Source organism: Olleya sp. UBA1516 (genome assembly GCF_002323495.1).
GTDB lineage: Bacteria > Bacteroidota > Bacteroidia > Flavobacteriales > Flavobacteriaceae > Olleya.
The window spans coordinates 39225-60235 of sequence record NZ_DCQO01000011.1 but is presented as its reverse complement, the minus strand read 5'-3'; the positions used below and the strand labels follow the sequence as shown (position 1 = coordinate 60235).

The following is a 21011-nucleotide window of genomic DNA, read 5'->3' as shown; positions in this document are numbered from 1 at the left end:
TAGATTTTTGAGTATCTTTGTGCTGTAAAGCTATAAAATAGTTTGGTACTATTTTTGAAACTCCCCTAATAATTAATAAAACTTTATACATTATGATTGATGCAGCTGAGTTAGTTGACAATGATTTTTTACGTCAATTTGAACTGAAAATTGATAATCATTTCGCTAAAATAGAATACTCTTTACAAGAAAGAAAAATCTTTTTAACTAAATTAATAGTGCCTGAGGAGCAGGATAATGAAGATTTTGTAAACGAGTTTTTAAAAATTGTTTTTGACAATATTGAAGAACGTAATTTAAGCGTAATGCCTACCAGTCCAGAAATAGCAAAATTTATGAGGCGCAATAGGCAATATAAAAAACTTTTACCTGTAGGTGTCAGAATCTAACTTTTACAATAAAAACATAATTAAAACCGAAGCTAATACCTTCGGTTTTTTTTTGAAATAAACATTATACTAATTATAGTTATGCTACTAAAAACAATTAAACTATGCTAAAACTATAAAAAAAAAGAATTAACTATATTGTGTATATTTACACTATATAATTTTAGTTTAAAAAAAGCACTTTTCTTTACACTAAAAAAGAGAAACAGTAATAACAGCACCTTGACAACTATTATAACTAACAAAGCATTACCTATATATAGCTTAATTTTTATTTTTACATTTTTAGTATCTTGTAAGGATACTAAAAACGTAAACGATGATCATTTAGTTTTTAGATATAACGAACACAAAAACATAGGATCACTAGATCCTGCATTTGCAAAAGACAACGCAGATATTTGGGCAATCCATCAATTATTTAATGGATTGGTTCAAATGGATGACAGTTTACATGTTAAACCCAGCATTGCTAAAAACTGGACACTATCAGATAATGGTTTAAGCTATAATTTTGTACTAAAAAACAATGTCTATTTTCATAAACATAAATTATTTGGTAAGGATTCTACCAGACTAGTTACTGCTTCTGACTTTGAATATAGTTTTAACCGATTGTTGGATAAAAATATAGCGTCGTCAGGTCAGTGGATTTTTAATAAAGTAGACACCTTTAAAGCGATAAACGACACCATTTTTAATATTACTTTAAAACAACCTTTTCCTGCATTTTTGGGTTTGTTAACAATGAAGTATTGTAGTGTCGTCCCTAAAGAAATAACAGAATATTATGGTAGTGATTTTAGATCAAATCCAATAGGCACAGGTCCTTTTAAATTTAAGCGCTGGGAAGAAAACATCAAACTGGTTTTTAGAAAAAATGAAAACTATTTTGAAACGACTAAAGATGGTCAAAAACTACCACATTTGGAAGCTGTAGCTATTACCTTTTTACCTGATAAGCAGAGTGAATTTATGCAATTTATTCAAGGTAATTTAGACTTTTTAAACAGCTTAGACGCCTCTTATCAAGATGAAATATTGACTACAAATGGAGAATTAAGAGATAAATATATTAATATTATAAACATAAATAGAGGTCCTTACTTAAATACAGAATATTTGGCTTTTTATATGGATTCTGATTTAAATGAAATCCAATCCAAACAAATACGTGAAGCTATAAATTATGGCTTTGACAGAAAAAAAATGATGACCTATTTACGTAACGGAATTGGAATAGCTGCAAATGGTGGATTTATACCAAAAGGGTTACCAGGTTACAATGCTAATATTGGATACACTTACCAACCCGTAAAAGCAAAAAAACTTATTGCTGAATACAAAGCACAAAACAATAATAGAACGCCAGAAGTAACAATTACTACAACTAGTAATTATCTTAACTTTTGCGAATACATACAACGCGAGCTTATTAAAATTGGTTTAAATATAAAGGTAGATGTCATTCCTGCATCAACTTTAAAAGAAGGTAAAGCCAACGGAAAATTAGATTTATTTAGAGCTAGTTGGGTTGCAGATTATCCAGACGCTCAAAATTATCTATCATTATTTTATTCAGAAAATTTTGCGCCAAATGGTCCAAATTATACTCATTTTAGCAATACTGATTTTGATAAATGGTACAACCAAGCTTTTAATACTACTGAGGCATCTGAAAGAACTAAATTGTATACCAAAATGGATAGTTTGGTTATAAAAAATGCTCCTATAGTGCCTTTATACTATGATGAAGTGATTAGATTTACTCAAAAAAATGTTATTGGACTAGGCAATAATCCTATCAATTTATTAGAATTAAAGCATGTTAAGAAACAATAGTTAATCGATTTGATTTTTATATTTTAGAGATAAGTTCACTATTTTCAACATAGTTAGGTTTGTCAATCATTAAACCTAAAATTATAAGGTATTGTCCAAATCCATAACCAAACATTACTATAAAATCCTGGAATAGGATGTCTCCATAAAATGTTTTAATTACCATTGTAGCCTCAGAGAATACAAATAAAACTACACCAGATAAAACTGTATAATAGCTTTTGTTACTTGCTACATCTTTTCTAAGATAGGCAAAAAGAGTCATGACTAAGGATATAAAAAAATACAACGTTACTGGTATAAAATACCCTTTAAGGTTTACAAAAATTAGATTATACAAAAACGCAACAAACAAAAAACAAACTACTAAAAATGGTAGCAAACGCTTATTACTAAAGTCTTCCTTGTGTGTAAATTTAAAAATGTAGATTAATTTACCAACTACAAAAAGTATTAAACTAATAATAAACTTTACTTTATTTAAGTGGTCAATAATTAAAATATCACCTATAAAAAAAATAATTAATCCATAAAAACATACCTATTGTTTAACTTATTTTTCTTGTAAACACAATAACCCGTAAATATTATAAGAGTGACTAGCACAAATATTTTAGAATAATACCTATAAGGAATTATAGGTAAATTAGTTTTTACATAAATATCTAAAAATAACAAAGCCAAAAATACAGGTGTAAAATAGCGTATTAATTTATCCATAATTATGTATTCACTTTCAGTATATCATTATTATCGATAGCTCTACTTTCTTTTAGTACTCCCAATATAATCATGTACTGAGACAAACAATAAAAAAACATAACAGTAATTTTATTATAAGCAATTAATGGGTCATAAAATATTTTAAGGATATTAATACTATCTGCTATCATTGAGAAAAACACACCAAATAAGACTAACCAAAAACTTAATCCATTGACCTCACTTTTTCTTAAATAAGCAAATTGCATTAATAACAGTACTACAAATAAGTAGATTAAAAATGGAAAAAAATAATGACCTAAATTATTATACACCAAATCTGTGATAATAGTCATGTAAGCAAAACCAAGTATTAAAAAAGGAATTAATTTAGAAATTTTGAAATCTTTACTATTTAAAAATCGTATCGAATAACAAATTTTAGCTCCAATAAATAAAAAAGCTGCAAATACAAAATGAGTCATTTCGCCAGAATTTCCTGTAATAAAAAAAACATCTCCAATTATAAATAAAGATAAAGCATAAATTACCAGTCGTTTTTTAGAAATGTCCTTTTGCTTAGTTTTAAATAAATAAAAAACTAATAAAGTAATGCCTAGAGCTAATTTAGTAAAGTATCTATAGGAATATAACGCTTCATTATTCTTAAAAAAAGAATCTAAAACGTATAGAAAAAGATATAAGATGGTAAATCTAAGCGTATTTTTAAAAATAAAACTCATATTGATTATTAAGCCTAATCAATATAAAAATTTAATTCAGAATTAACCCATAAAAACTTACAATTTCGACGAATAACCTTTGATCACCAATAGATTGTACTAAATAATGATTACTCTTTTCTGTACTTTTTAGAATCTTCAAAAACTTGAGTTAAAATAGCTTCGTCTTGACTAGAAAATTCCACACCTCTTCTTGCCATAACAACTTTAGCAACCTCAAAAGCTTTAGACGTTAAATAGGTTGTAAAACCAGAAGCGCCTCCCCAACTATAACTTGGCACAAAATTTCTTGGAAAACCACTACCAAAAATATTGGCATTAACACCAATAACGGTTCCTGTATTAAACATTGTATTAATACCGCATTTACTGTGATCTCCCATCATTAAACCACAAAACTGTAATCCCGTTTTAGCAAAACGTTCTGTTTCATAATCCCATAGTTTAACTTCTACATAATTATTTTTAAGGTTAGAATTATTAGTATCTGCACCTAAATTACACCATTCACCTATTACGGAATTCCCTAAAAACCCATCATGTCCTTTGTTAGAGTACCCAAATAAAACTGAGTTATTAACCTCGCCTCCTACTTTACTATGTGGTCCAATTGTAGTTGGTCCATATATTTTTGCTCCTAATTTTAAAGTTGCATGATCACATAAAGCTAAAGGACCTCTAACCAAACTCCCTTCCATTACCTCTGCATCTTTACCAATATAAATTGGTCCTGCACTAGCATTTAATGTTGCAAACTGGACAACTGCTCCTTCTTCAATAAAAGTGTTTTCTGGTGCAATAATATTATTACTTGTGGGTATTGGTTCAGATTTTCTGTCTTTAGTTAACAATTCAAAATCCTGTTGTATAGCTTCTCCGTTTTTAGAAAATATCTCCCAAGTGTGTTCAATTTTAGTAATATCGTTATCAAACTCAATAGCTTCATACGTATCAAAATCTATGTCTTCCTGAGTATCTGTTGTATAAAAAGCAATTATATCCTCATCTTTAAAAATGGCTTGATTTTTTTCTAACCCTATAATCAATTCAACTAATTCATTATTTGGTAAATAAGATGCATTTAGCATAACATTTTCTTCTAACTCAACCATAGGATATTTATCTGCCAAATAATCTTCTGTTACTGTTGTAGTTGTGGTTTGTAAATACATCTCCCACTTCTCTCTAATAGTCAGTATACCAACTCTGATATCTGCAACAGGTCTAGTATAAGTAAATGGAAGTAATTGGTTGCGTACTGGTCCATCAAAAAGGATATAATTCATTGTGGTTTTATTTTAAGTTTAAACATCAAAACACTATTAAGCATTTTACTTTTGTGTTTAGCATTCAAAAATAGTTGAAAATAAGATAACAAAAAAAGCCTTTCATAAAAATGAAAGGCTTTTAAAATATAGTTAACGCTAAAATTATTTTTTAAATTTTGCGTATTTGTTTTTGAATTTATCGATACGTCCTGCAGTATCAATTAGTTTAGACTTACCTGTATAAAATGGGTGAGACGTTCTAGAAATCTCCATTTTAATAACTGGATATTCAACACCATCAACTTCAATAGTTTCACTAGTGTTTGCAGTAGACTTAGTTAAAAATACGTCATCGTTTGACATGTCTTTAAATGCTACCATTCTATAATTTTCTGGATGTATACCTTTTTTCATCGCTAAATGCTTTTTTATCTTAACTAAATTCGAGGTGCAAATTTAAGTATTTTTTACAAATGAGCAACTAATTTATGAAAAAAAATTAATTATGTAATATTGTAACATATTATTGCACTTTAAGACTAATAGATTATTAACTAATTAACTCAACAAAATTATGGAAAAAACTATAAAATCAATCGCAATTAATTTTGGTCTGTACCTTGGTGCAACCTTAGGCGGAATCACTGTATTAGCCTATGCTTTGTATTTAGACCTATTAACTAAATGGTGGTTAGGTATTTTATTATTTGTTATAATTATTGTCTACGGAATTATTTCTGTGTCAAAATCTAAAGCATCATTAGGTGGTTATATTTCATTTAAAGAAAGTTTTAGCTCCTATTTTATTACGGTTGCAATAGGTGTAATAATTAGCACTTTGGTAAGTGTACTTGTTTTTAATTTTATCGACCCTGAAGCTGCTGTTGCTTTAAAAGAAAAAACAATTGAAGCAACATTACAAATCATGAAAAATTTTAACGCTCCTGAAGAAGAAATCGCTAAAACTTTAGATCTTATGGAAGCGCAAAAAAACCAATTCGCGTTAATGCCACAAATACAATCAACAGCCATGTTTTTAGTAATACAAGCTGTTATTGGACTTATTGTTTCATTAATAATGAAAAAAACTAACGAAGACCTATAATAGTTTTATATTTGAAAATATATTTCAAATTAAATTATGAACATATCAGTAGTCATACCACTACTTAACGAAGAAGAATCATTAACAGAATTACACCATTGGATTGCAATTGTCATGCAAACCAATGGTTTTTCTTATGAGCTATTGTTTATAGACGATGGTAGTACAGATAATTCTTGGAAAATTATTGAAAAAATCCAAGAAACGGACAATAACGTTAAAGGTATTAGATTTTTAAAAAACTTTGGAAAATCCCAAGCATTACATGCTGGTTTTGCTACAGCAACAGGAGATGTAATAATCACTATGGATGCCGATTTACAAGACAATCCAGAGGAAATACCTGAACTTTACAACATGATTACTAATCAAGGTTTTGAGTTAGTTTCTGGATGGAAAAAAAAGCGTTATGATAATAAGTTTACTAAAAACTTACCTTCAAAATTATTTAATTGGGCAGCAAGAAAAACTTCAGGTGTCCAACTTAATGACTTTAATTGCGGACTTAAAGCCTACAATAAAGATGTTGTTAAAAATATTGATGTAAATGGCGAAATGCACAGATACATACCAGTTTTAGCCAAAAATGCTGGATTTTCTAACATTGGTGAAAAAATAGTCCAACATCAAGCCAGAAAATATGGCGAAACCAAATTTGGAATGGATCGTTTTGTTAACGGGTTTTTGGACTTAATAACCATTTGGTTTTTATCCAGATTTGGCAAAAGACCAATGCATTTATTTGGTGCATTAGGCGTTATAATGTTTGGCTTAGGACTTGTTTTTGCTTTGTATTTAGGAATAGACAAACTATTTTTTAATACCTCAGGTAGACTAATCACCCAACGACCTCAGTTTTATCTAGCATTAGTAACCATGATTTTAGGATCACAATTTTTTGTTGCTGGTTTTTTAGGCGAAATAATTTTACGTCAAAAATCAGACAAAAAAAGATATTTAATTAAAGAATCCTTAAATTTAAAGGACTAAACTTATTAATTAATAACAAAACAAATAACTACCTTTAGGTAATTATTTATCTTAATTTAAGACTACAACCTATGAGACATATTGAACCAGAACTTTTAAACAGAGTCAATACTTGGTTAACTCCAGCTTTTGATAATGAAACACAAGATTATATAAAAAATCTTATCGCTTTAGAGCCTACTCAGCTTAAAGAAAGTTTCTATAAAGACTTAGAGTTTGGTACTGGAGGTATGCGTGGTGTAATGGGAATTGGGACAAACAGAATTAATAAATATACCTTAGGAAAAAACACACAAGGTATTTGTAATTACATGAAAACTGTTTTTCCAGGAGAAGACTTAAAAGTTGCTATCGCTTACGACTGTAGACACAACAGTAAAAGTTTAGCAAAAGTTGTGGCAGACGTGTTTTCATCAAACAATGTCAAAGTTTATTTATTTGAAGACCTACGTCCTACTCCAGAGTTATCTTTTGCTTTAAAACATTTAGACTGTCATTGTGGTATTGTTTTAACTGCTTCACATAATCCACCAGAATATAATGGTTACAAAGTATATTGGCAAGATGGTGGACAACTAGTACCACCTCAAGATGCCGAAATTATTAAAATAATAAATGCCTTAGACTATGCCGAAATAAAATTTGAAGCAAAGCCTAAGTTAATAGAATATATAGGAAAAGAAGTTGATGATGTTTTTATTGATGCAGCAGTAAAAAACGGAAGTTTTGATACACCCAAAGCTGCCAAAGATAATCTAAATATAGTTTTTACATCCTTACACGGAACTTCCATTACTAGCATACCAGAAACGTTTAAACGTGCAGGTTACAATAATGTAAATATTGTTGAAGAACAACGTGAACCTAATGGCGATTTCCCAACTGTAAAATCTCCAAATCCAGAAGAACCTGAAGCTCTTAAAATGGCTTTAGAATTAGCAGAAAAAGTAGATGGAGATATTGTTATAGGTACAGATCCTGATAGTGACAGAGTTGGTATTGCTGTTAGAGGTTTAGATAATAAAATGATTTTATTAAACGGAAACCAAACCATGATCATGATGACTGAGTTTTTATTGCAACAATGGAAAAATAACAACAAAATAAATGACAATCAATTTATAGGAAGCACCATTGTATCTACGCCAATGATGACTGCTTTAGCAGATGCCTTTAAGGTAGAATGTAAAATTGGTCTGACTGGATTTAAATGGATTGCTAAAATGATTAAAGATTTTCCTAACCAAGAGTTTATTGGTGGTGGAGAAGAAAGTTTTGGGTTTATGGTTGGTGATTTTGTACGTGACAAAGATGCTGTAACATCTGCTTTACTTGCTTGCGAAATTGCAGCTCAAGCAAAAGCTAAAGGCAGTAGTTTTTACAAAGAATTAATACAACTGTACACTAAACATGGTTTTTATAAAGAACGTTTAATATCCATGACTAAAAAAGGTATTGAAGGTGCGCAAGAAATCAAACAAATGATGATAGATGCAAGAGAAAACCCTCTAACAACAGTTAATGGGTCAAAAGTTATCAAGATTGAAGACTATCAATTATCTGAAGCAAAAAATACAATAGACAATACTACAAGTACTATTGATGTACCTAAATCAAACGTATTAATTTATTACACGGAAGACGGAAGTAAAATAGCCTTAAGACCAAGTGGTACAGAGCCTAAAATAAAATTCTACATTAGCGTTAATACCACTTTAGACAATGTGTCAGAATTTGAAGCTACGGAACAGAAATTGGAAAGCAAGATTGATGCTATATTAAAAGATATGCAGTTATAATTAAATGGATCAAAACCTAAAAAAAATAATCCCATATATTAAACCTTATAAGTTTAATATAGTGATGAATGTTATTTTTAATATTCTATACGCGCTTTTTAGCACATTATCATTTATAACAATGTTTCCGTTGTTAGAAGTGCTATTTCAAAAAAACTCAGAGCCTACAACTATTCTAAAAAAACCTGTGTACACTGACATTTGGAATATTACTGATTATTTAAAAGATTCATTCTTCTATGAAATTGGTAAACTTAATGAAATACATGGTCCTCAATATTCCTTATTGTTAGCTGTTGGTTTAGTAATTACTACATTTTTACTCAAAAACTTATTTAACTATTTAGCGTCCTTTCATATGATGCATTTAAAAAATGGAGTTTTAAGTGATCTGCGTAAAAAAATGTATCAAAAAATTATAAGCTTATCAATACCTTTTTATTCAAATCGCACAAAAGGAGATATAATGGCTAGAATGTTAGGTGATATTAGCCAAGTACAATCATCATTTTTTGTTATTTTAGAACTTATTGTTAGAGAGCCTTTAACAATACTATTTACGATTTATGCTATGCTAAAAATTAGTGTAAATCTTACACTTTTTGTTTTTGTTTTCATGCCTATTTCTGGTTTTATAATTTCTAGAATCGGTAAAAATTTAAAATCAAAATCAACAAAAGCTCAAGAAGAATCAGGAAAACTCATATCAATTGTAGAAGAAAGCCTAACAGGATTAAAGGTGGTTAAAAGTTACAATGCAGAATCTAGTTTCACACAAAAATTCAATAATTCTGTTGACCGTTTATTAAAATTATCAAATAGTATAGGTAACAAAAACAACTTAGCCTCACCAATGAGTGAATTTATGGGTATTGTTACAATTGCTATTCTTTTATGGTATGGAGGTAATCTAGTATTAGTTGAAAAAACACTAGAAGGCGAATTATTTTTAGTGTATCTACTATTAGCGTATAACATTTTAACACCAGCAAAAGCAATCTCTAAAGCATCATATTCTGTAAAAAATGGATTAGCTGCTGCAGAGCGAGTATTTGAAATATTAGAACAAGAGGAAACTATAACAGCAAATAGTGATGCTATTGACTTAACGGGCTTTTCACACGAAATTAATATCGAAAACATCAATTTTAGATATGAAGAAGAAAATGTGCTTAAAAAATTCAGCTTAAAAGTACCTAAAGGAAAATCTGTTGCTCTTGTAGGACAATCTGGAAGTGGAAAAAGTACAATCGCTAATTTACTGACTCGTTTTTATGATGTAAATGAAGGAAACATTACTATTGATGGTAATGACATAAAAAAAGTGACAAAAAAGTCTTTACGTAATCTAATGGGATTAGTAACACAAGATTCTATCCTATTTAATGACACCATAAAAAACAACATTTTAATAGGTAAACCTGATGCAACCGAAGACCAAATTATTGATGCTTTAAAAATTGCAAATGCTTGGGAGTTTGTTAGCGAGTTACCAAAAGGTATTGAAACCAATGTTGGAGATGCTGGAAATAATTTTTCAGGTGGACAAAAACAACGTCTAAGTATTGCTAGAGCTGTACTTAAAAACCCTCCTATTATGATTTTGGATGAAGCTACCTCAGCTTTAGACACTGAAAGCGAACGCCTAGTCCAAGTTGCTTTAGAAAATATGATGAAAAACAGAACATCTATTGTTATTGCTCACAGGCTATCTACCATCCAAAATGCAGATCAAATTATTGTAATGCAAAAAGGTGAAATTGTAGAACAAGGCACACACACAGAACTATTAGATAAAAACGGTATGTATAAAAAGTTAGTAGAAATGCAAAGCTTTGAATAATTAAAACAATTAATTAAAAAAGGATAAACCAAGTTTATCCTTTTTTTTTGTGCATTGCTAGATTTGGGGCCAACAACATAACCAAATTTAATAATATAAATCTAACGCAAATAATACTAAAATACAAGTTAATTTTGTTTTTAAACCGACAAAACACACATTTAATCGTTTATTTTTGTATAAAACTATGATTTACAGATAGTTAATAATCATTAAAAATTCTAATAAAACTTTTAAACTATTAGCTTAAATTAGAGTCTAATATTTAATATGTCAGAGAACGAAACACTTTTAGTGCAGCAATTACAATCTGAATCAGAAAAAAACGCTGCTTTTAAAACACTAATCACGCTATACAAAGAGCGATTGTATTGGCACATTAGACATATAGTAAAATCTCATGACGATGCGGATGACGTTTTACAAAATACGTTTATAAAGGTTTTTAAAAACATTAATAAATTTAAAGGCGATAGCCAATTATACTCTTGGATTTATAGAATAGCAACTAACGAAGCTTTAACGCATTTAAAAAGAAACGCAAAATTAAAAAACACTGCTAGTCACGATACTCAGGATTTAGCAATAAACAATTTACAATCGGACGTTTACTTTGAAGGAGAAGCCATACAGCTTAAACTTCAAAAAGCAATAGCAACACTTCCTGAAAAACAACAATTAGTGTTTAATATGAAATATTTTCAAGATTTAAAATACAACGAACTATCAGAAATACTTGACACCAGTGAAGGAGCCTTAAAGGCATCCTACCATTTAGCTTCTAAAAAAATAGAAGCCTATTTAAAAGAACATTAAACCAATTACGTTTTTTTTAGTCTTAATAATACAATGAAAAAAGAAAGCTTAAATACAATCAAGACTTCAGGATTTAAAATCCCTAAGGACTACTTTGAAGGATTAGAAGATGCCATTCTAGCGCAAGCAACATTAGAAGCTCATTCTAAAACCTCTGGTTTTAAGGTTCCAGATGGTTATTTTGAAACTTTAGAAAACAATATTTTATCTAAATTAGATAAGCCAGAACCTAAAGTATTTAATCTGTTTAACAAAAAAACTATTGTATCATTATCTAGCGTTGCTGCAGCCATAGTACTATTATTTAATTTAAACCTATTTAAAGCAGCTCCTACATTAGACAGCTTAGATACAGATACTGTAGAAAACTATATTTTAGATGAAATTGAAATTAACGATCTTAACATGTTAATTAATGACTCGGAATTATCTCAAACAGATTTTATAGATTATAATTTAATTGAAGTTGAAGACTATATTGACGATATAGATTTAAACGACTTATACCAAGAATAAAACATATTACAATGAAAAAACATATTATAACATTACTAGTTTTAGTGTTTTCTTTTAGTGCAATTGCACAAAAAGATAAAATAAAACAACACGAAAAACTTAAAGCTTTAAAAGTAGCACACATTACAGAGCAATTAGATTTTTCCTCCAAGGAAGCAGAAGCTTTTTGGCCTGTTTACAATGACTTTGAAGAACAAAAAAACAAATTAAGAGAAGCGTCTGACATCAAACGTAAGGATATTGATGTTACAAAATTAACTAACAAAGAAGCTGAAACCCTAATTAAGGACATGCAAGATTTGGAAGACGCTAGAGTAAAAAGCTATAAAATTTACGTTGATAAGCTTTCAAAAATAATTAGTTACAAAAAAATTGTATTACTATTTAATGCTGAACGCTCCTTTAAAAGAAAAATGATAGAAGAGTTTAGAGGAAGACACAAAGACAATAAAAAAGACTAAAAAAAAGAAGCCAATAGGCTTCTTTTTTTTGCATTAAACTTAACTTGTTTTGATTTTAAATTCTTTCTTTGAATAATTATGAGATTCTGAAATAAATTCAGAATGACGCTATTTCTACTATTCAAACAATCTATTTAAAGGTTAATTTACTAATCTTTTTATTTCCTGCAGCATACGCTGTTGTTTCATCTATAAACCTAATAGTATAATACCCATCATCACTTAAATGCGTCCACGTATTACCAGCGTCACTACTGTAATCTATTCCTTTAAATCCAATTGCAACTAATTGTTGCGCATTGCTATTTGGTACGTATTGTACACAGCTTCTGTAACCAGGTCCACTACCATCAGACATAAGTTTCCATGTTTTTCCGCCATCAGTAGTCTTTATTTTATTAGCCACATTATCATCCGCTTTGGTGTAATCTCCACCTACTGCAAAACCATTGTTTTCATCATAAAAATCTATACTATAAATACCTGTAGTTTCTAAGCCTTGTATAATTGGTGTATCAAAGACCTCCCAAGTGTTTCCTTTATCTGGAGAATATAAAATACGACTAGCCTTACCACCTGTAGCCACCCAAGTTTTATCGCCTACAATAGCTATATTAGTATCACTTGCAGCAAATGCAGCTTCGCCTTCTTTTGCTTTTGGTAACACATCACAAGATAGTTTTGTCCAAGACTCTCCTCCATCTCGTGTTATAATTACACTTAAACAATCATCTGTTGGATCTCCAATTGCAATACCTTCTTGGTCATTCCAAAATTCCATAGCATCGTAGAATGCTTTTTCATGACTTTCTTGATACACGACTGTGTTTTTATGTAAATCAACATCTAAATTAAAAATCAAAGCAGGTGACCCTATACTTAACCCATAACCTTTATTACTAGTAACAGCCAAAGCTCTAAAATTTGGAATAATGCTATCGTGTTTTACTTGAATGGGTAATACCTTTTTAATCGCATTATATCCTGGTAAATCACTATTAAAATACATACCAAATTTTCCTTCAGACGTTAAATAGGCTAAACCAACAGTATCAATAATTTCAATAGCTCTTACATTTAAAGCGTCATCTTCTATTAACGTTTCAATCTCAACAGCTGTAAAAGTGGTTTTGATTGGTTTTGGTACCGTTTTATATTTACCAATACCACAACTACCTAATCCAATTATAAGCGAAATACTAAATATTAGATATATTAATTTTTTCATGATTATTAATTTTCTATAAAAATAGAAAAGCTCCACCATTACAGCGAAGCTTTCCTGAAAAATAATCAACCAAAATTATTTACCTTTTTATTTTTAATGCTTTTGTATCTATAATTAATTATGCTCTGCTAGCTTTATTTAATCCATTATAGATACCTTTTATGTGTTTATTTTTATCAATTAGTATAAGTTTATGTTAACTAAAACCTGTTGATAATCTTCCATTATTCACTTCTATAATTTTAATTATTAGGTGTTTGTGTTTAAATTAATTTAAATCAACCTCTTTTGCCTTGAGGATGCTCTCCTTTTGGTCTTTGCCCACCGATTTTTAAAATCTTTTCTAGTTCTTCTCTAGTAATAAAACCATCTTGGTTTGCGTCTATTTTAGAAAAATCTTCAGCGATAGGTCCCTTAACCTCATTTTTAGAGAGCTTCCCATCTTTATTTGCATCCATTTGTTCTATTATCTGCGATGCTTGCGGTCGTCCTCCTTGACTATTCTGCTGACCATTTGGAGGTCCATGTTGCTCTGCTTCTACTTCTCCCATTACACAACGACCAACATACGGAAACTGATTAGTCACTAAATACATATACTTACCATCTATAGTAATACCATTACACTCGTCTAAATCTCCATAACCAGCTACATACTCGTAATCTGAACCATACGTTCCGTCATGATGTCCTCCAACAGCAATATCCATATGCTGATGTGGATTATCATAAGTGCAATCCTCACCTTCTCTGGTTCCGTCTAACAATTTAAAGCTAGGTTTATACTGTCCACTTTTTGAATAGTACATAGGAAAACCATCATGAGCAAATCCAATATGAACCAAATCTTGTCCTGTATCAAATTTTAAAATCATAGACGTTGGCGTCCCATGATAATGATAAGCACCTGTAGGTTGTACATGTGCATGATTAAAATCTAAACCAAGATCTATAACATCCTGAATAGCCTCTATACGATAATTTTCTCCTGTATCACACACTACAACCTCTGCTGTTTGAGGCTCAAATTTAATTCCGTTTAAAGCAATTCCTGGTTCTCTCATCCATTGCGCTTTACCAGTATATTTTGGTATTAATGGAAATGAATAAGTGATATCCTGAGGTGCAATAGTATTTGGATTACCTGGATTAGGAAAAGCTCCTGTGTCATGGTTTGGTAATGAATTGGTCACCATAATACGCGTATCTCCAACAATACTAACTTTAGTTTTAGTCCCAAAAGTAGCATCCTCTAAATCGTAATTCCCGTAATAATTGTCAGAGGATGTAACAACATGATCTGTATCATGAGAATGATTTGGAGTACCATCATGACTATGAGACGTAGATTTTTTTTGACTATTACAACCAAACAAAAGTCCAATAATTACTAGTGTAATAATTTTAAATATATTTTTCATTTGTTTGGCTATTCTTGTTTAAAATCAGTCTCTTTTTCTACGTTTAGAATTATCATCAGTTTCAAAAAATGCCTTTAATTCTTCCAAATCTAATTCACCATCATTATTAGTATCTATCTTACTAAAATTATCAGATAATTCAATTTTCTTTTTAGCAGCTACTTCTAATTCATTTAATGTTCCGTCACCATTATCATCAACAGCTTTGATTATTTTTTTAGCTGAAATTTTTCTAGGCTTACTATCATCTAAAGACACTTTTAATTCATCCAAATCAATCACTCCATCTTCGTTAGCGTCAATTAAATCAAAATCTTCTGACATTTTCCCTCTTTCATCACTAGCTGCTTCATCTTTATCAATCACTAGATCTTTATTAGTGTCTAATTTTGAAAGAATTTCAGACGCATCTGGTGCTCCTCCACGTTGCTGACCTCTTTCACCTCCTCTTTCGCCTCCTCTTCCACCTTGTCTACCTCCACCTCTTTGAGCAAATACGCTAAAACATAATAGCATTGAAAAGACTGTTAATACTGTTTTTAATTGGTTATTTTTCATTTTTAAATACTGTTTATAAGCTTTAGATGCTTTTATTCTAAAAAACTTGTGATAAAATGTTTTTATATTGAATTTATTTCGTCTTAATAATATATCGTTATTATAAAGACCTCATAAGTTTTACATAATGAAGCCTTTAACTGCTATTAAAAAATTAGTTACGCGCTTTTCTTTTTGGTTTTGGTGCTTTTTTAAATTCGGCTTCAGATATAAATCCGTCTTCATCTGTATCAATTTTATCAAAATTTTCTTTTAAAGGTCCTTTAATTTCGGATTTAGATAATTTACCGTCTTCATCTTTATCCAATTCTTTTAATAACTGACTAAATGTTGGTGGTTCTTTTTTCTGCTTATCGCTAGATTGAGCGTTAACACTAGTTACACTTAAAACTGTTAAACCAAGCACTAATACTGCTGTACTTAATATGTTATTTTTCATCACTAAAAATTTATTTGTTATGGTATTTAAATGTCTTGTTTTTAAATTACTTGTGGCTATATGTGTTAAACTAAACACAAAAAAAAAGACCTTCAAATTATTGAAGGTCCTTTAGTAAAATACTCACACAAAAAATTATTCAGGCCTTCTACGACCTTCTCGACCTTTATTATCAAATCTTCGAGATTTTTTTATTATAGTTTTAAATTGTAACTGTTGCCTAGCGTCACACAACAGGTATATCCCTCTTAATCTGTTAAATAATTCAGTTTCTTTTGTAATAATATTATCTGCAATAGCTTGTGTAATATTATCTATTTGTTCTTGATTTATAGAGTCTGACGTGATACTATTAAATAATTTAACTTTTAAAATTTTAATACTATCTCCAATAACACGTATAGCATTATGGTGTTTAGCTTCTAAACTATTAAACTGCTGTAATTGTGTTGGGCTAAAATTTAATTCGTTGACTATAAAATTACCGGACCCATTTGGTCTGTTAGCACCTGGTCGTCCTAAATAATTGAATAGAAAAAAACCATTCATTATAATTAAAACAATAAGTAAAAGGTATAGTACTGTGTTTTTTTTCATAATTAGAAATTAAAAAATGAAGATTCTGTATCTGAGCTCAATCCGTAATCTGATGCAAAACTAGAAATAGCTTCATCATAATTAGCGCTTTTTATTTGTTGTATTGTATATATATTTACCAGCACAACACAAACTAAAGTTGCTAATTGCAGTTGCGGTGTAAACCACTTCCAAGACTTTGATGTCTCTGCTTTTTCGGCAAACATCTTTAGTAATGCTTTATCCTTAAAAAAAGGAGAAGCTTGGATATTATTAATAGTGTCTAACACATTAATTGTCTTCTCTATTTTATCTTGAATGTTTTTATTAGTGTTCATGTAATTTAGATGTAATAGTTTTTAAAAACTTGCGCTATTCTTGATTTTTGTAAAAAGTTTCTAATGTGTTTTGTAATTTTTTTTTAGCTCTAAACAGCAATGACTCAATAGATCCAATACTTTTATTAGTGATTTCACTAATCTCCTTATAGCTTTTATCATCAATTTTATTTAATGTAAAAACAACACGTTGTGCTTCGGGTAATTTATTAATTGCCAAAAATAAGGTATCACTAGTTTCCTTTTGCTCTAATATTAAACCTGGATGATTAATTTCTGTAAAATAGCTAGCTTTGTCCAAGTTATAATCATTACCAGATAGAGATTGTAAAAAAGCGAATCGTTTTTTTGCGCTTTTTTTTCTAATAAACTCTAAACATTTATTGGTAGCAATCCTATAAATCCAAGTGGACAGCTTAGACTCTTGTTTAAATTTATCTATAGAATTAAAAACCTCTACAAAAACCTCTTGCGCAATATCCTCTGCATCTTCCCTATTTGGCACAAATGATAGACAAGTCCCAAACACTTTGTGCTGAAAATCCTCCAAGAGCTTACTATAGGCTGCTCTATTTTGTGCTTTAAGTTGATCTATAAAATCTGATTCTGTCAAAAATGCTATTTATTGCTATTAAAGCAAGTTTAGATGCAATACTCTTAAAAAACTTGCGCTTTTAATAAAAAAAAAAAGTTAAAAGACATATCTATTTATCTTAATGTTAAAAAGTAACACAAATTAGTGTTATTTACCGTAACTTTGCACGTTATTAAATACAAAAAAATGCGCTTACACAAAAATTTATGCTTTGCAACCGTTGATGGGTTATTATTAATCTTTAATGAAGGGCATTATGCAGATAAAGTTGTTCAACAATTACTTAAACGTGACAAGCGTTGGGGAAGTCGTGACAGAGGTTTTGTTGCAGAAACCACATACGATATCGTACGATGGAAAAGACTTTATGCAGAAATTGCTGAAGTAAAAGAACCATTTAACAGAGATGAAATCTGGCGTATGTTTGCAGTTTGGGCTACACTAAAAGGTATTACACTACCTGATTGGAAATATTTTGAAAATACACCGACAAGAAAAATTAAAGGTCGTTTTGACGAATTTTCTAAAATTAGAAAAATAAAAGAATCTTTTCCAGATTGGATGGATGAGTTAGCTGCTGAAGCTTTAGGCGAAGCTGTTTGGACTAAAGAAGCTGCTGCTTTAAATGAGCAAGCAGATGTTATTTTAAGAGTAAACACACTTAAAACAACTAGAGAAAAACTTAAATCCGATTTATTTGATTTAGATATTGAAACTGAAGAATTAGCAAAATATCCAAATGCTTTAAAATTAGCCGAACGTGGTAATGTATTTACTACAGAAGCTTTTAAAAATGGTCATTTTGAAGTGCAAGATGCCTCTTCTCAATTAGTTGCAGAATATTTACAAGTAGAACCAGGAATGCGTGTTGTAGATACATGTGCTGGTGCAGGAGGAAAAACATTGCACCTTGCAAGTTTGATGGAAAATAAAGGTCAAATAATTGCATTAGACATTTACGACAATAAATTAAAAGAGTTAAAACGTCGTGCTAAACGCGCTGGAGCGCATAATATTGAGCCAAGACACATAGACTCGACTAAAGTTATTAAAAAACTTTATGATAAAGCAGATCGTGTATTAATTGATGCACCATGTTCTGGATTAGGCGTTTTAAGAAGAAATCCTGATGCTAAATGGAAAATGCAACCAGAATTTATTGAAAAAATTAAAAAAACACAAGCCGAAATTTTAAGCTCATATTCTAGAATGGTTAAGTCTGGAGGAAAATTAGTGTATGCTACATGTTCTATTTTACCATCAGAGAATCAAGATCAAGTAACCAAATTTTTAGCTTCAGAAAGTGGTAAAGAGTTTTCTTTAATCAAGGATAATAAAATTTTATCTCACCAATCAGGCTATGATGGCTTTTACATGGCGCTTTTAGAAAGAAAATAATTGTATTTCAACTTAAATAATTGCATTTAAAAAGTTAACACATTTAAAATCAATTATTTCAGTTACAAATAACATATATAAATTTAATTTACATATCGTAATACCCTTTAAAATTTAACAATGAAACAATTTTACTTATTATCATTAACCTTACTACTAACACTAACTAGTTTTGCTCAAGTACCAGCTAATTATTATGATAGTGCTACCGGATTAACTGGTTATGCTCTTAAATCAGAATTAAGAAGTATTATTACTAATGGACATTCTGATCAAGGCTATTCAGGTTTATGGTTGGGATATGAAACCACAGATAGAGACCTTTATTATGAAAACGATAATACAATTTTAGATATTTATTCTGAAAAACCTACTGCTACAGACCAATACAGCTACACATACAACTCTGATCAATGCGGAAATTACAATGCTGAAGGTGTTTGTTATAACAGAGAGCATTTAGTGCCTCAATCATCATTTGGCGAAGCCTCTCCAATGAAAAATGATATACATCACGTGTATCCAACAGATGGCTATGTTAATGGTGGACGCGGAAGCTTTGCATTTGGTATTGTGGGTTCTGCTAGTCATACATATTCTAACGGATCTAAAAAAGGAACAAGTGCTGCTCCTGGATATTCAGGAACTGTTTTTGAACCAATTGACGAGTTTAAAGGTGATGTTGCTAGAGCTTTGTTATACTTTGCAACACGTTATGAAAACACAGTTGATGGTTATACCAGTTTTGATATGTTTAATGGTACTAATGACCAAGTGTTTCAAGGTTGGGCTATTAGTTTGTTATTAGATTGGCATAATAATGTTGATCCAGTAGATGCTAGAGATATACAACGTAATAACTCAGCTTACAATTTTCAAGGTAATGCCAATCCATTTATTAGTCATCCAGAATACGCCAATGCTATATGGAATCCTGGACCTACAGATACACAAGCTCCAACAGTACCTACAAATTTAGTAGCTTCTAATCCTACATCAACTACAATTGATTTATCTTGGTCAGCATCCACAGACAACACAGCTGTTGTAAGTTACGATGTTTTTGATGGTAACAATTACGTAAATACAGGATCAAACGCAACGACTTATACTATTTCAGGATTAACACCAGAAACGACTTACACGCTATCTGTAAGAGCAAGAGACGCAGAAGACAACACCTCTGCATTAAGTACAACAGCTACTGAAACTACATTAGCTGGAAGTACAGGTACAAGTAACGATTTATACTTTTCAGAATATATAGAAGGTTCTAGCAACAATAAAGCTTTGGAAATTGCAAACTTTACAGGAGCAGCTATAACAGACTTAACAGGTTATGAACTAAGATTAAGCTCTAACGGTAACTCGGGATGGACAGCAACTTATAACTTTCCTAGTGGTGCATCAATCAATAATAATGACGTGTATGTTATAGGTAATAGTAATTTATCAGTATGTACAGCTGCTGTAGATGATTCTAATAATACCATTACAGGATTTAATGGTAATGATGCTATAGGATTATTTAAAAACGGAATCCTAATTGACATAATTGGTACTTTAGGAGATAATACGATTTATGCTGCAGACACTACTTTGGTAAGAAATCCAAATATTTCTGGAGGAAACAGTACCTTTAACCTAAATGAATGGACCGAATCTCCATCTAACACATGTACCAACTTAGGACAACATAATCAAACATTAAGCACAACAGACTTTAATAAACAAGAAATAAAAATATATCCAAACCCTATTAAATCTAGTTTATTAACTATTGAAGTTAACGAAAACTCTAGTTTTGAAATCTATGATATTTTAGGTAAAAAGATCTTAAAAGGTAATGTGACTTCTAAAAACAATAAAGTTAGTCTATCTAGCTTAAGTAAAGGTGTCTACATATTAAGATTACAAAACAAAAACGGTAGTATTACTAAAAAACTGATTAAAGAATAAGTAAATCTCAATCTATAATTTAAAA

The 21011-nt window shown here is 30.1% G+C and carries 22 protein-coding genes; 11 read left to right on the top strand and 11 right to left on the bottom strand.

All coding sequences use genetic code 11. The annotated features are described in order from the left end of the window. Positions 1-92 precede the first annotated feature (92 nt). Both B2989_RS07145 and B2989_RS07140 read left to right on the top strand, forming a co-directional pair. Positions 93-389: a GNAT family N-acetyltransferase gene (locus B2989_RS07145; RefSeq protein ID WP_186439197.1), complete on the top strand. Its 297-nt coding sequence runs from the start codon at positions 93-95 to the stop codon at positions 387-389. Positions 390-611: 222 nt separating this feature from the next. Next, complete coding sequence (locus B2989_RS07140) at positions 612-2231, top strand: ABC transporter substrate-binding protein (RefSeq protein ID WP_414692218.1); 1620 nt, start codon at positions 612-614, stop codon at positions 2229-2231. A gap of 16 nt (positions 2232-2247) precedes the next feature. Here the strand turns inward: B2989_RS07140 and B2989_RS07135 are convergent, their stop codons facing one another. From B2989_RS07135 to B2989_RS07120, 4 genes are all read right to left on the bottom strand, one after another. Continuing rightward, positions 2248-2754 carry a lysoplasmalogenase gene (locus B2989_RS07135; RefSeq protein ID WP_292946737.1) on the bottom strand — a complete coding sequence of 169 codons (507 nt, stop codon included), beginning with the start codon at positions 2752-2754 and terminating at the stop codon, positions 2248-2250. A gap of 199 nt (positions 2755-2953) precedes the next feature. Continuing rightward, on the bottom strand, positions 2954-3676 hold the full coding sequence (locus tag B2989_RS07130) for a lysoplasmalogenase family protein (protein ID WP_292946541.1): 723 nt from the start codon (positions 3674-3676) through the stop codon (positions 2954-2956). 110 nt (positions 3677-3786) lie between these two features. Beyond that, on the bottom strand, positions 3787-4962 hold the full coding sequence (locus B2989_RS07125) for a GlmU family protein (protein WP_292946538.1): 1176 nt from the start codon (positions 4960-4962) through the stop codon (positions 3787-3789). Positions 4963-5106: 144 nt separating this feature from the next. Further along, positions 5107-5358, bottom strand: coding sequence for a type B 50S ribosomal protein L31 (locus tag B2989_RS07120; RefSeq protein ID WP_145002153.1), 252 nt, complete (start codon positions 5356-5358; stop codon positions 5107-5109). A gap of 160 nt (positions 5359-5518) precedes the next feature. Between B2989_RS07120 and B2989_RS07115 the strand changes: the two genes are divergently transcribed. From B2989_RS07115 to B2989_RS07085, 7 genes are all read left to right on the top strand, one after another. Further along, positions 5519-6049, top strand: coding sequence for a DUF4199 domain-containing protein (locus B2989_RS07115; RefSeq protein WP_028281742.1), 531 nt, complete (start codon positions 5519-5521; stop codon positions 6047-6049). Between the two features lie 36 nt (positions 6050-6085). Further along, positions 6086-7039: a glycosyltransferase family 2 protein gene (locus tag B2989_RS07110; protein WP_292946532.1), complete on the top strand. Its 954-nt coding sequence runs from the start codon at positions 6086-6088 to the stop codon at positions 7037-7039. A 71-nt stretch (positions 7040-7110) separates the two neighbouring features. Further along, positions 7111-8838, top strand: coding sequence for a phospho-sugar mutase (locus B2989_RS07105; RefSeq protein WP_292946529.1), 1728 nt, complete (start codon positions 7111-7113; stop codon positions 8836-8838). A 4-nt stretch (positions 8839-8842) separates the two neighbouring features. Continuing rightward, a complete protein-coding gene (locus B2989_RS07100) occupies positions 8843-10681 on the top strand; it encodes an ABC transporter ATP-binding protein (protein WP_292946526.1) in 1839 nt (612 codons plus the stop codon). Between the two features lie 270 nt (positions 10682-10951). After that, positions 10952-11497 (top strand): RNA polymerase sigma factor, encoded by a 546-nt coding sequence (locus B2989_RS07095; protein WP_292946523.1) that lies wholly within the window; start codon positions 10952-10954, stop codon positions 11495-11497. A gap of 33 nt (positions 11498-11530) precedes the next feature. Then, the gene (locus B2989_RS07090) at positions 11531-12013 is read left to right on the top strand and encodes a hypothetical protein (RefSeq protein ID WP_292946519.1); all 483 of its coding nucleotides are present in this window, start codon (positions 11531-11533) and stop codon (positions 12011-12013) included. An 11-nt stretch (positions 12014-12024) separates the two neighbouring features. After that, the gene (locus B2989_RS07085) at positions 12025-12474 is read left to right on the top strand and encodes a glycosyl transferase family 90 (protein ID WP_292946515.1); all 450 of its coding nucleotides are present in this window, start codon (positions 12025-12027) and stop codon (positions 12472-12474) included. 130 nt (positions 12475-12604) lie between these two features. Here the strand turns inward: B2989_RS07085 and B2989_RS07080 are convergent, their stop codons facing one another. From B2989_RS07080 to B2989_RS07050, 7 genes are all read right to left on the bottom strand, one after another. Next, positions 12605-13702: a WD40/YVTN/BNR-like repeat-containing protein gene (locus tag B2989_RS07080; RefSeq protein WP_292946513.1), complete on the bottom strand. Its 1098-nt coding sequence runs from the start codon at positions 13700-13702 to the stop codon at positions 12605-12607. 278 nt (positions 13703-13980) lie between these two features. After that, a complete protein-coding gene (locus B2989_RS07075; RefSeq protein WP_292946511.1) occupies positions 13981-15123 on the bottom strand; it encodes a YHYH protein in 1143 nt (380 codons plus the stop codon). A 24-nt stretch (positions 15124-15147) separates the two neighbouring features. Next, entirely contained in the window at positions 15148-15681 is a 534-nt protein-coding gene (locus tag B2989_RS07070; RefSeq protein WP_292946508.1) for an EF-hand domain-containing protein, read from the bottom strand. 154 nt (positions 15682-15835) lie between these two features. Beyond that, positions 15836-16120, bottom strand: a complete 285-nt coding sequence (locus tag B2989_RS07065) for an EF-hand domain-containing protein (protein ID WP_292946505.1) — start codon at positions 16118-16120, stop codon at positions 15836-15838. A gap of 135 nt (positions 16121-16255) precedes the next feature. Further along, entirely contained in the window at positions 16256-16717 is a 462-nt protein-coding gene (locus B2989_RS07060; protein WP_292946502.1) for a Spy/CpxP family protein refolding chaperone, read from the bottom strand. A 2-nt stretch (positions 16718-16719) separates the two neighbouring features. Beyond that, a complete protein-coding gene (locus B2989_RS07055; protein ID WP_292946499.1) occupies positions 16720-17034 on the bottom strand; it encodes a hypothetical protein in 315 nt (104 codons plus the stop codon). Positions 17035-17068: 34 nt separating this feature from the next. Continuing rightward, positions 17069-17647: an RNA polymerase sigma factor gene (locus B2989_RS07050; RefSeq protein WP_292946496.1), complete on the bottom strand. Its 579-nt coding sequence runs from the start codon at positions 17645-17647 to the stop codon at positions 17069-17071. A gap of 168 nt (positions 17648-17815) precedes the next feature. On the opposite strand from B2989_RS07050, the gene B2989_RS07045 reads away from it, so the two are divergent. Both B2989_RS07045 and B2989_RS07040 read left to right on the top strand, forming a co-directional pair. Next, positions 17816-19027 (top strand): RsmB/NOP family class I SAM-dependent RNA methyltransferase, encoded by a 1212-nt coding sequence (locus B2989_RS07045; protein WP_292946493.1) that lies wholly within the window; start codon positions 17816-17818, stop codon positions 19025-19027. A gap of 120 nt (positions 19028-19147) precedes the next feature. Then, a complete protein-coding gene (locus tag B2989_RS07040; RefSeq protein WP_292946490.1) occupies positions 19148-20986 on the top strand; it encodes an endonuclease in 1839 nt (612 codons plus the stop codon). Positions 20987-21011 lie beyond the last annotated feature (25 nt).

What these genes read in the sequence shown, in the direction of transcription:
- B2989_RS07145 (WP_186439197.1), top strand. Translation starts at nt 93, where the DNA reads ATGATTGATGCAGCTGAGTTAGTTGACAATGATTTTTTACGTCAATTT.
- B2989_RS07130 (WP_292946541.1), bottom strand. Translation starts at nt 3,676, where the DNA reads ATGAGTTTTATTTTTAAAAATACGCTTAGATTTACCATCTTATATCTT.
- B2989_RS07125 (WP_292946538.1), bottom strand. Translation starts at nt 4,962, where the DNA reads ATGAATTATATCCTTTTTGATGGACCAGTACGCAACCAATTACTTCCA.
- B2989_RS07120 (WP_145002153.1), bottom strand. Translation starts at nt 5,358, where the DNA reads ATGAAAAAAGGTATACATCCAGAAAATTATAGAATGGTAGCATTTAAA.
- B2989_RS07115 (WP_028281742.1), top strand. Translation starts at nt 5,519, where the DNA reads ATGGAAAAAACTATAAAATCAATCGCAATTAATTTTGGTCTGTACCTT.
- B2989_RS07110 (WP_292946532.1), top strand. Translation starts at nt 6,086, where the DNA reads ATGAACATATCAGTAGTCATACCACTACTTAACGAAGAAGAATCATTA.
- B2989_RS07105 (WP_292946529.1), top strand. Translation starts at nt 7,111, where the DNA reads ATGAGACATATTGAACCAGAACTTTTAAACAGAGTCAATACTTGGTTA.
- B2989_RS07100 (WP_292946526.1), top strand. Translation starts at nt 8,843, where the DNA reads ATGGATCAAAACCTAAAAAAAATAATCCCATATATTAAACCTTATAAG.
- B2989_RS07095 (WP_292946523.1), top strand. Translation starts at nt 10,952, where the DNA reads ATGTCAGAGAACGAAACACTTTTAGTGCAGCAATTACAATCTGAATCA.
- B2989_RS07090 (WP_292946519.1), top strand. Translation starts at nt 11,531, where the DNA reads ATGAAAAAAGAAAGCTTAAATACAATCAAGACTTCAGGATTTAAAATC.
- B2989_RS07085 (WP_292946515.1), top strand. Translation starts at nt 12,025, where the DNA reads ATGAAAAAACATATTATAACATTACTAGTTTTAGTGTTTTCTTTTAGT.
- B2989_RS07080 (WP_292946513.1), bottom strand. Translation starts at nt 13,702, where the DNA reads ATGAAAAAATTAATATATCTAATATTTAGTATTTCGCTTATAATTGGA.
- B2989_RS07075 (WP_292946511.1), bottom strand. Translation starts at nt 15,123, where the DNA reads ATGAAAAATATATTTAAAATTATTACACTAGTAATTATTGGACTTTTG.
- B2989_RS07070 (WP_292946508.1), bottom strand. Translation starts at nt 15,681, where the DNA reads ATGAAAAATAACCAATTAAAAACAGTATTAACAGTCTTTTCAATGCTA.
- B2989_RS07065 (WP_292946505.1), bottom strand. Translation starts at nt 16,120, where the DNA reads ATGAAAAATAACATATTAAGTACAGCAGTATTAGTGCTTGGTTTAACA.
- B2989_RS07060 (WP_292946502.1), bottom strand. Translation starts at nt 16,717, where the DNA reads ATGAAAAAAAACACAGTACTATACCTTTTACTTATTGTTTTAATTATA.
- B2989_RS07055 (WP_292946499.1), bottom strand. Translation starts at nt 17,034, where the DNA reads ATGAACACTAATAAAAACATTCAAGATAAAATAGAGAAGACAATTAAT.
- B2989_RS07045 (WP_292946493.1), top strand. Translation starts at nt 17,816, where the DNA reads ATGCGCTTACACAAAAATTTATGCTTTGCAACCGTTGATGGGTTATTA.
- B2989_RS07040 (WP_292946490.1), top strand. Translation starts at nt 19,148, where the DNA reads ATGAAACAATTTTACTTATTATCATTAACCTTACTACTAACACTAACT.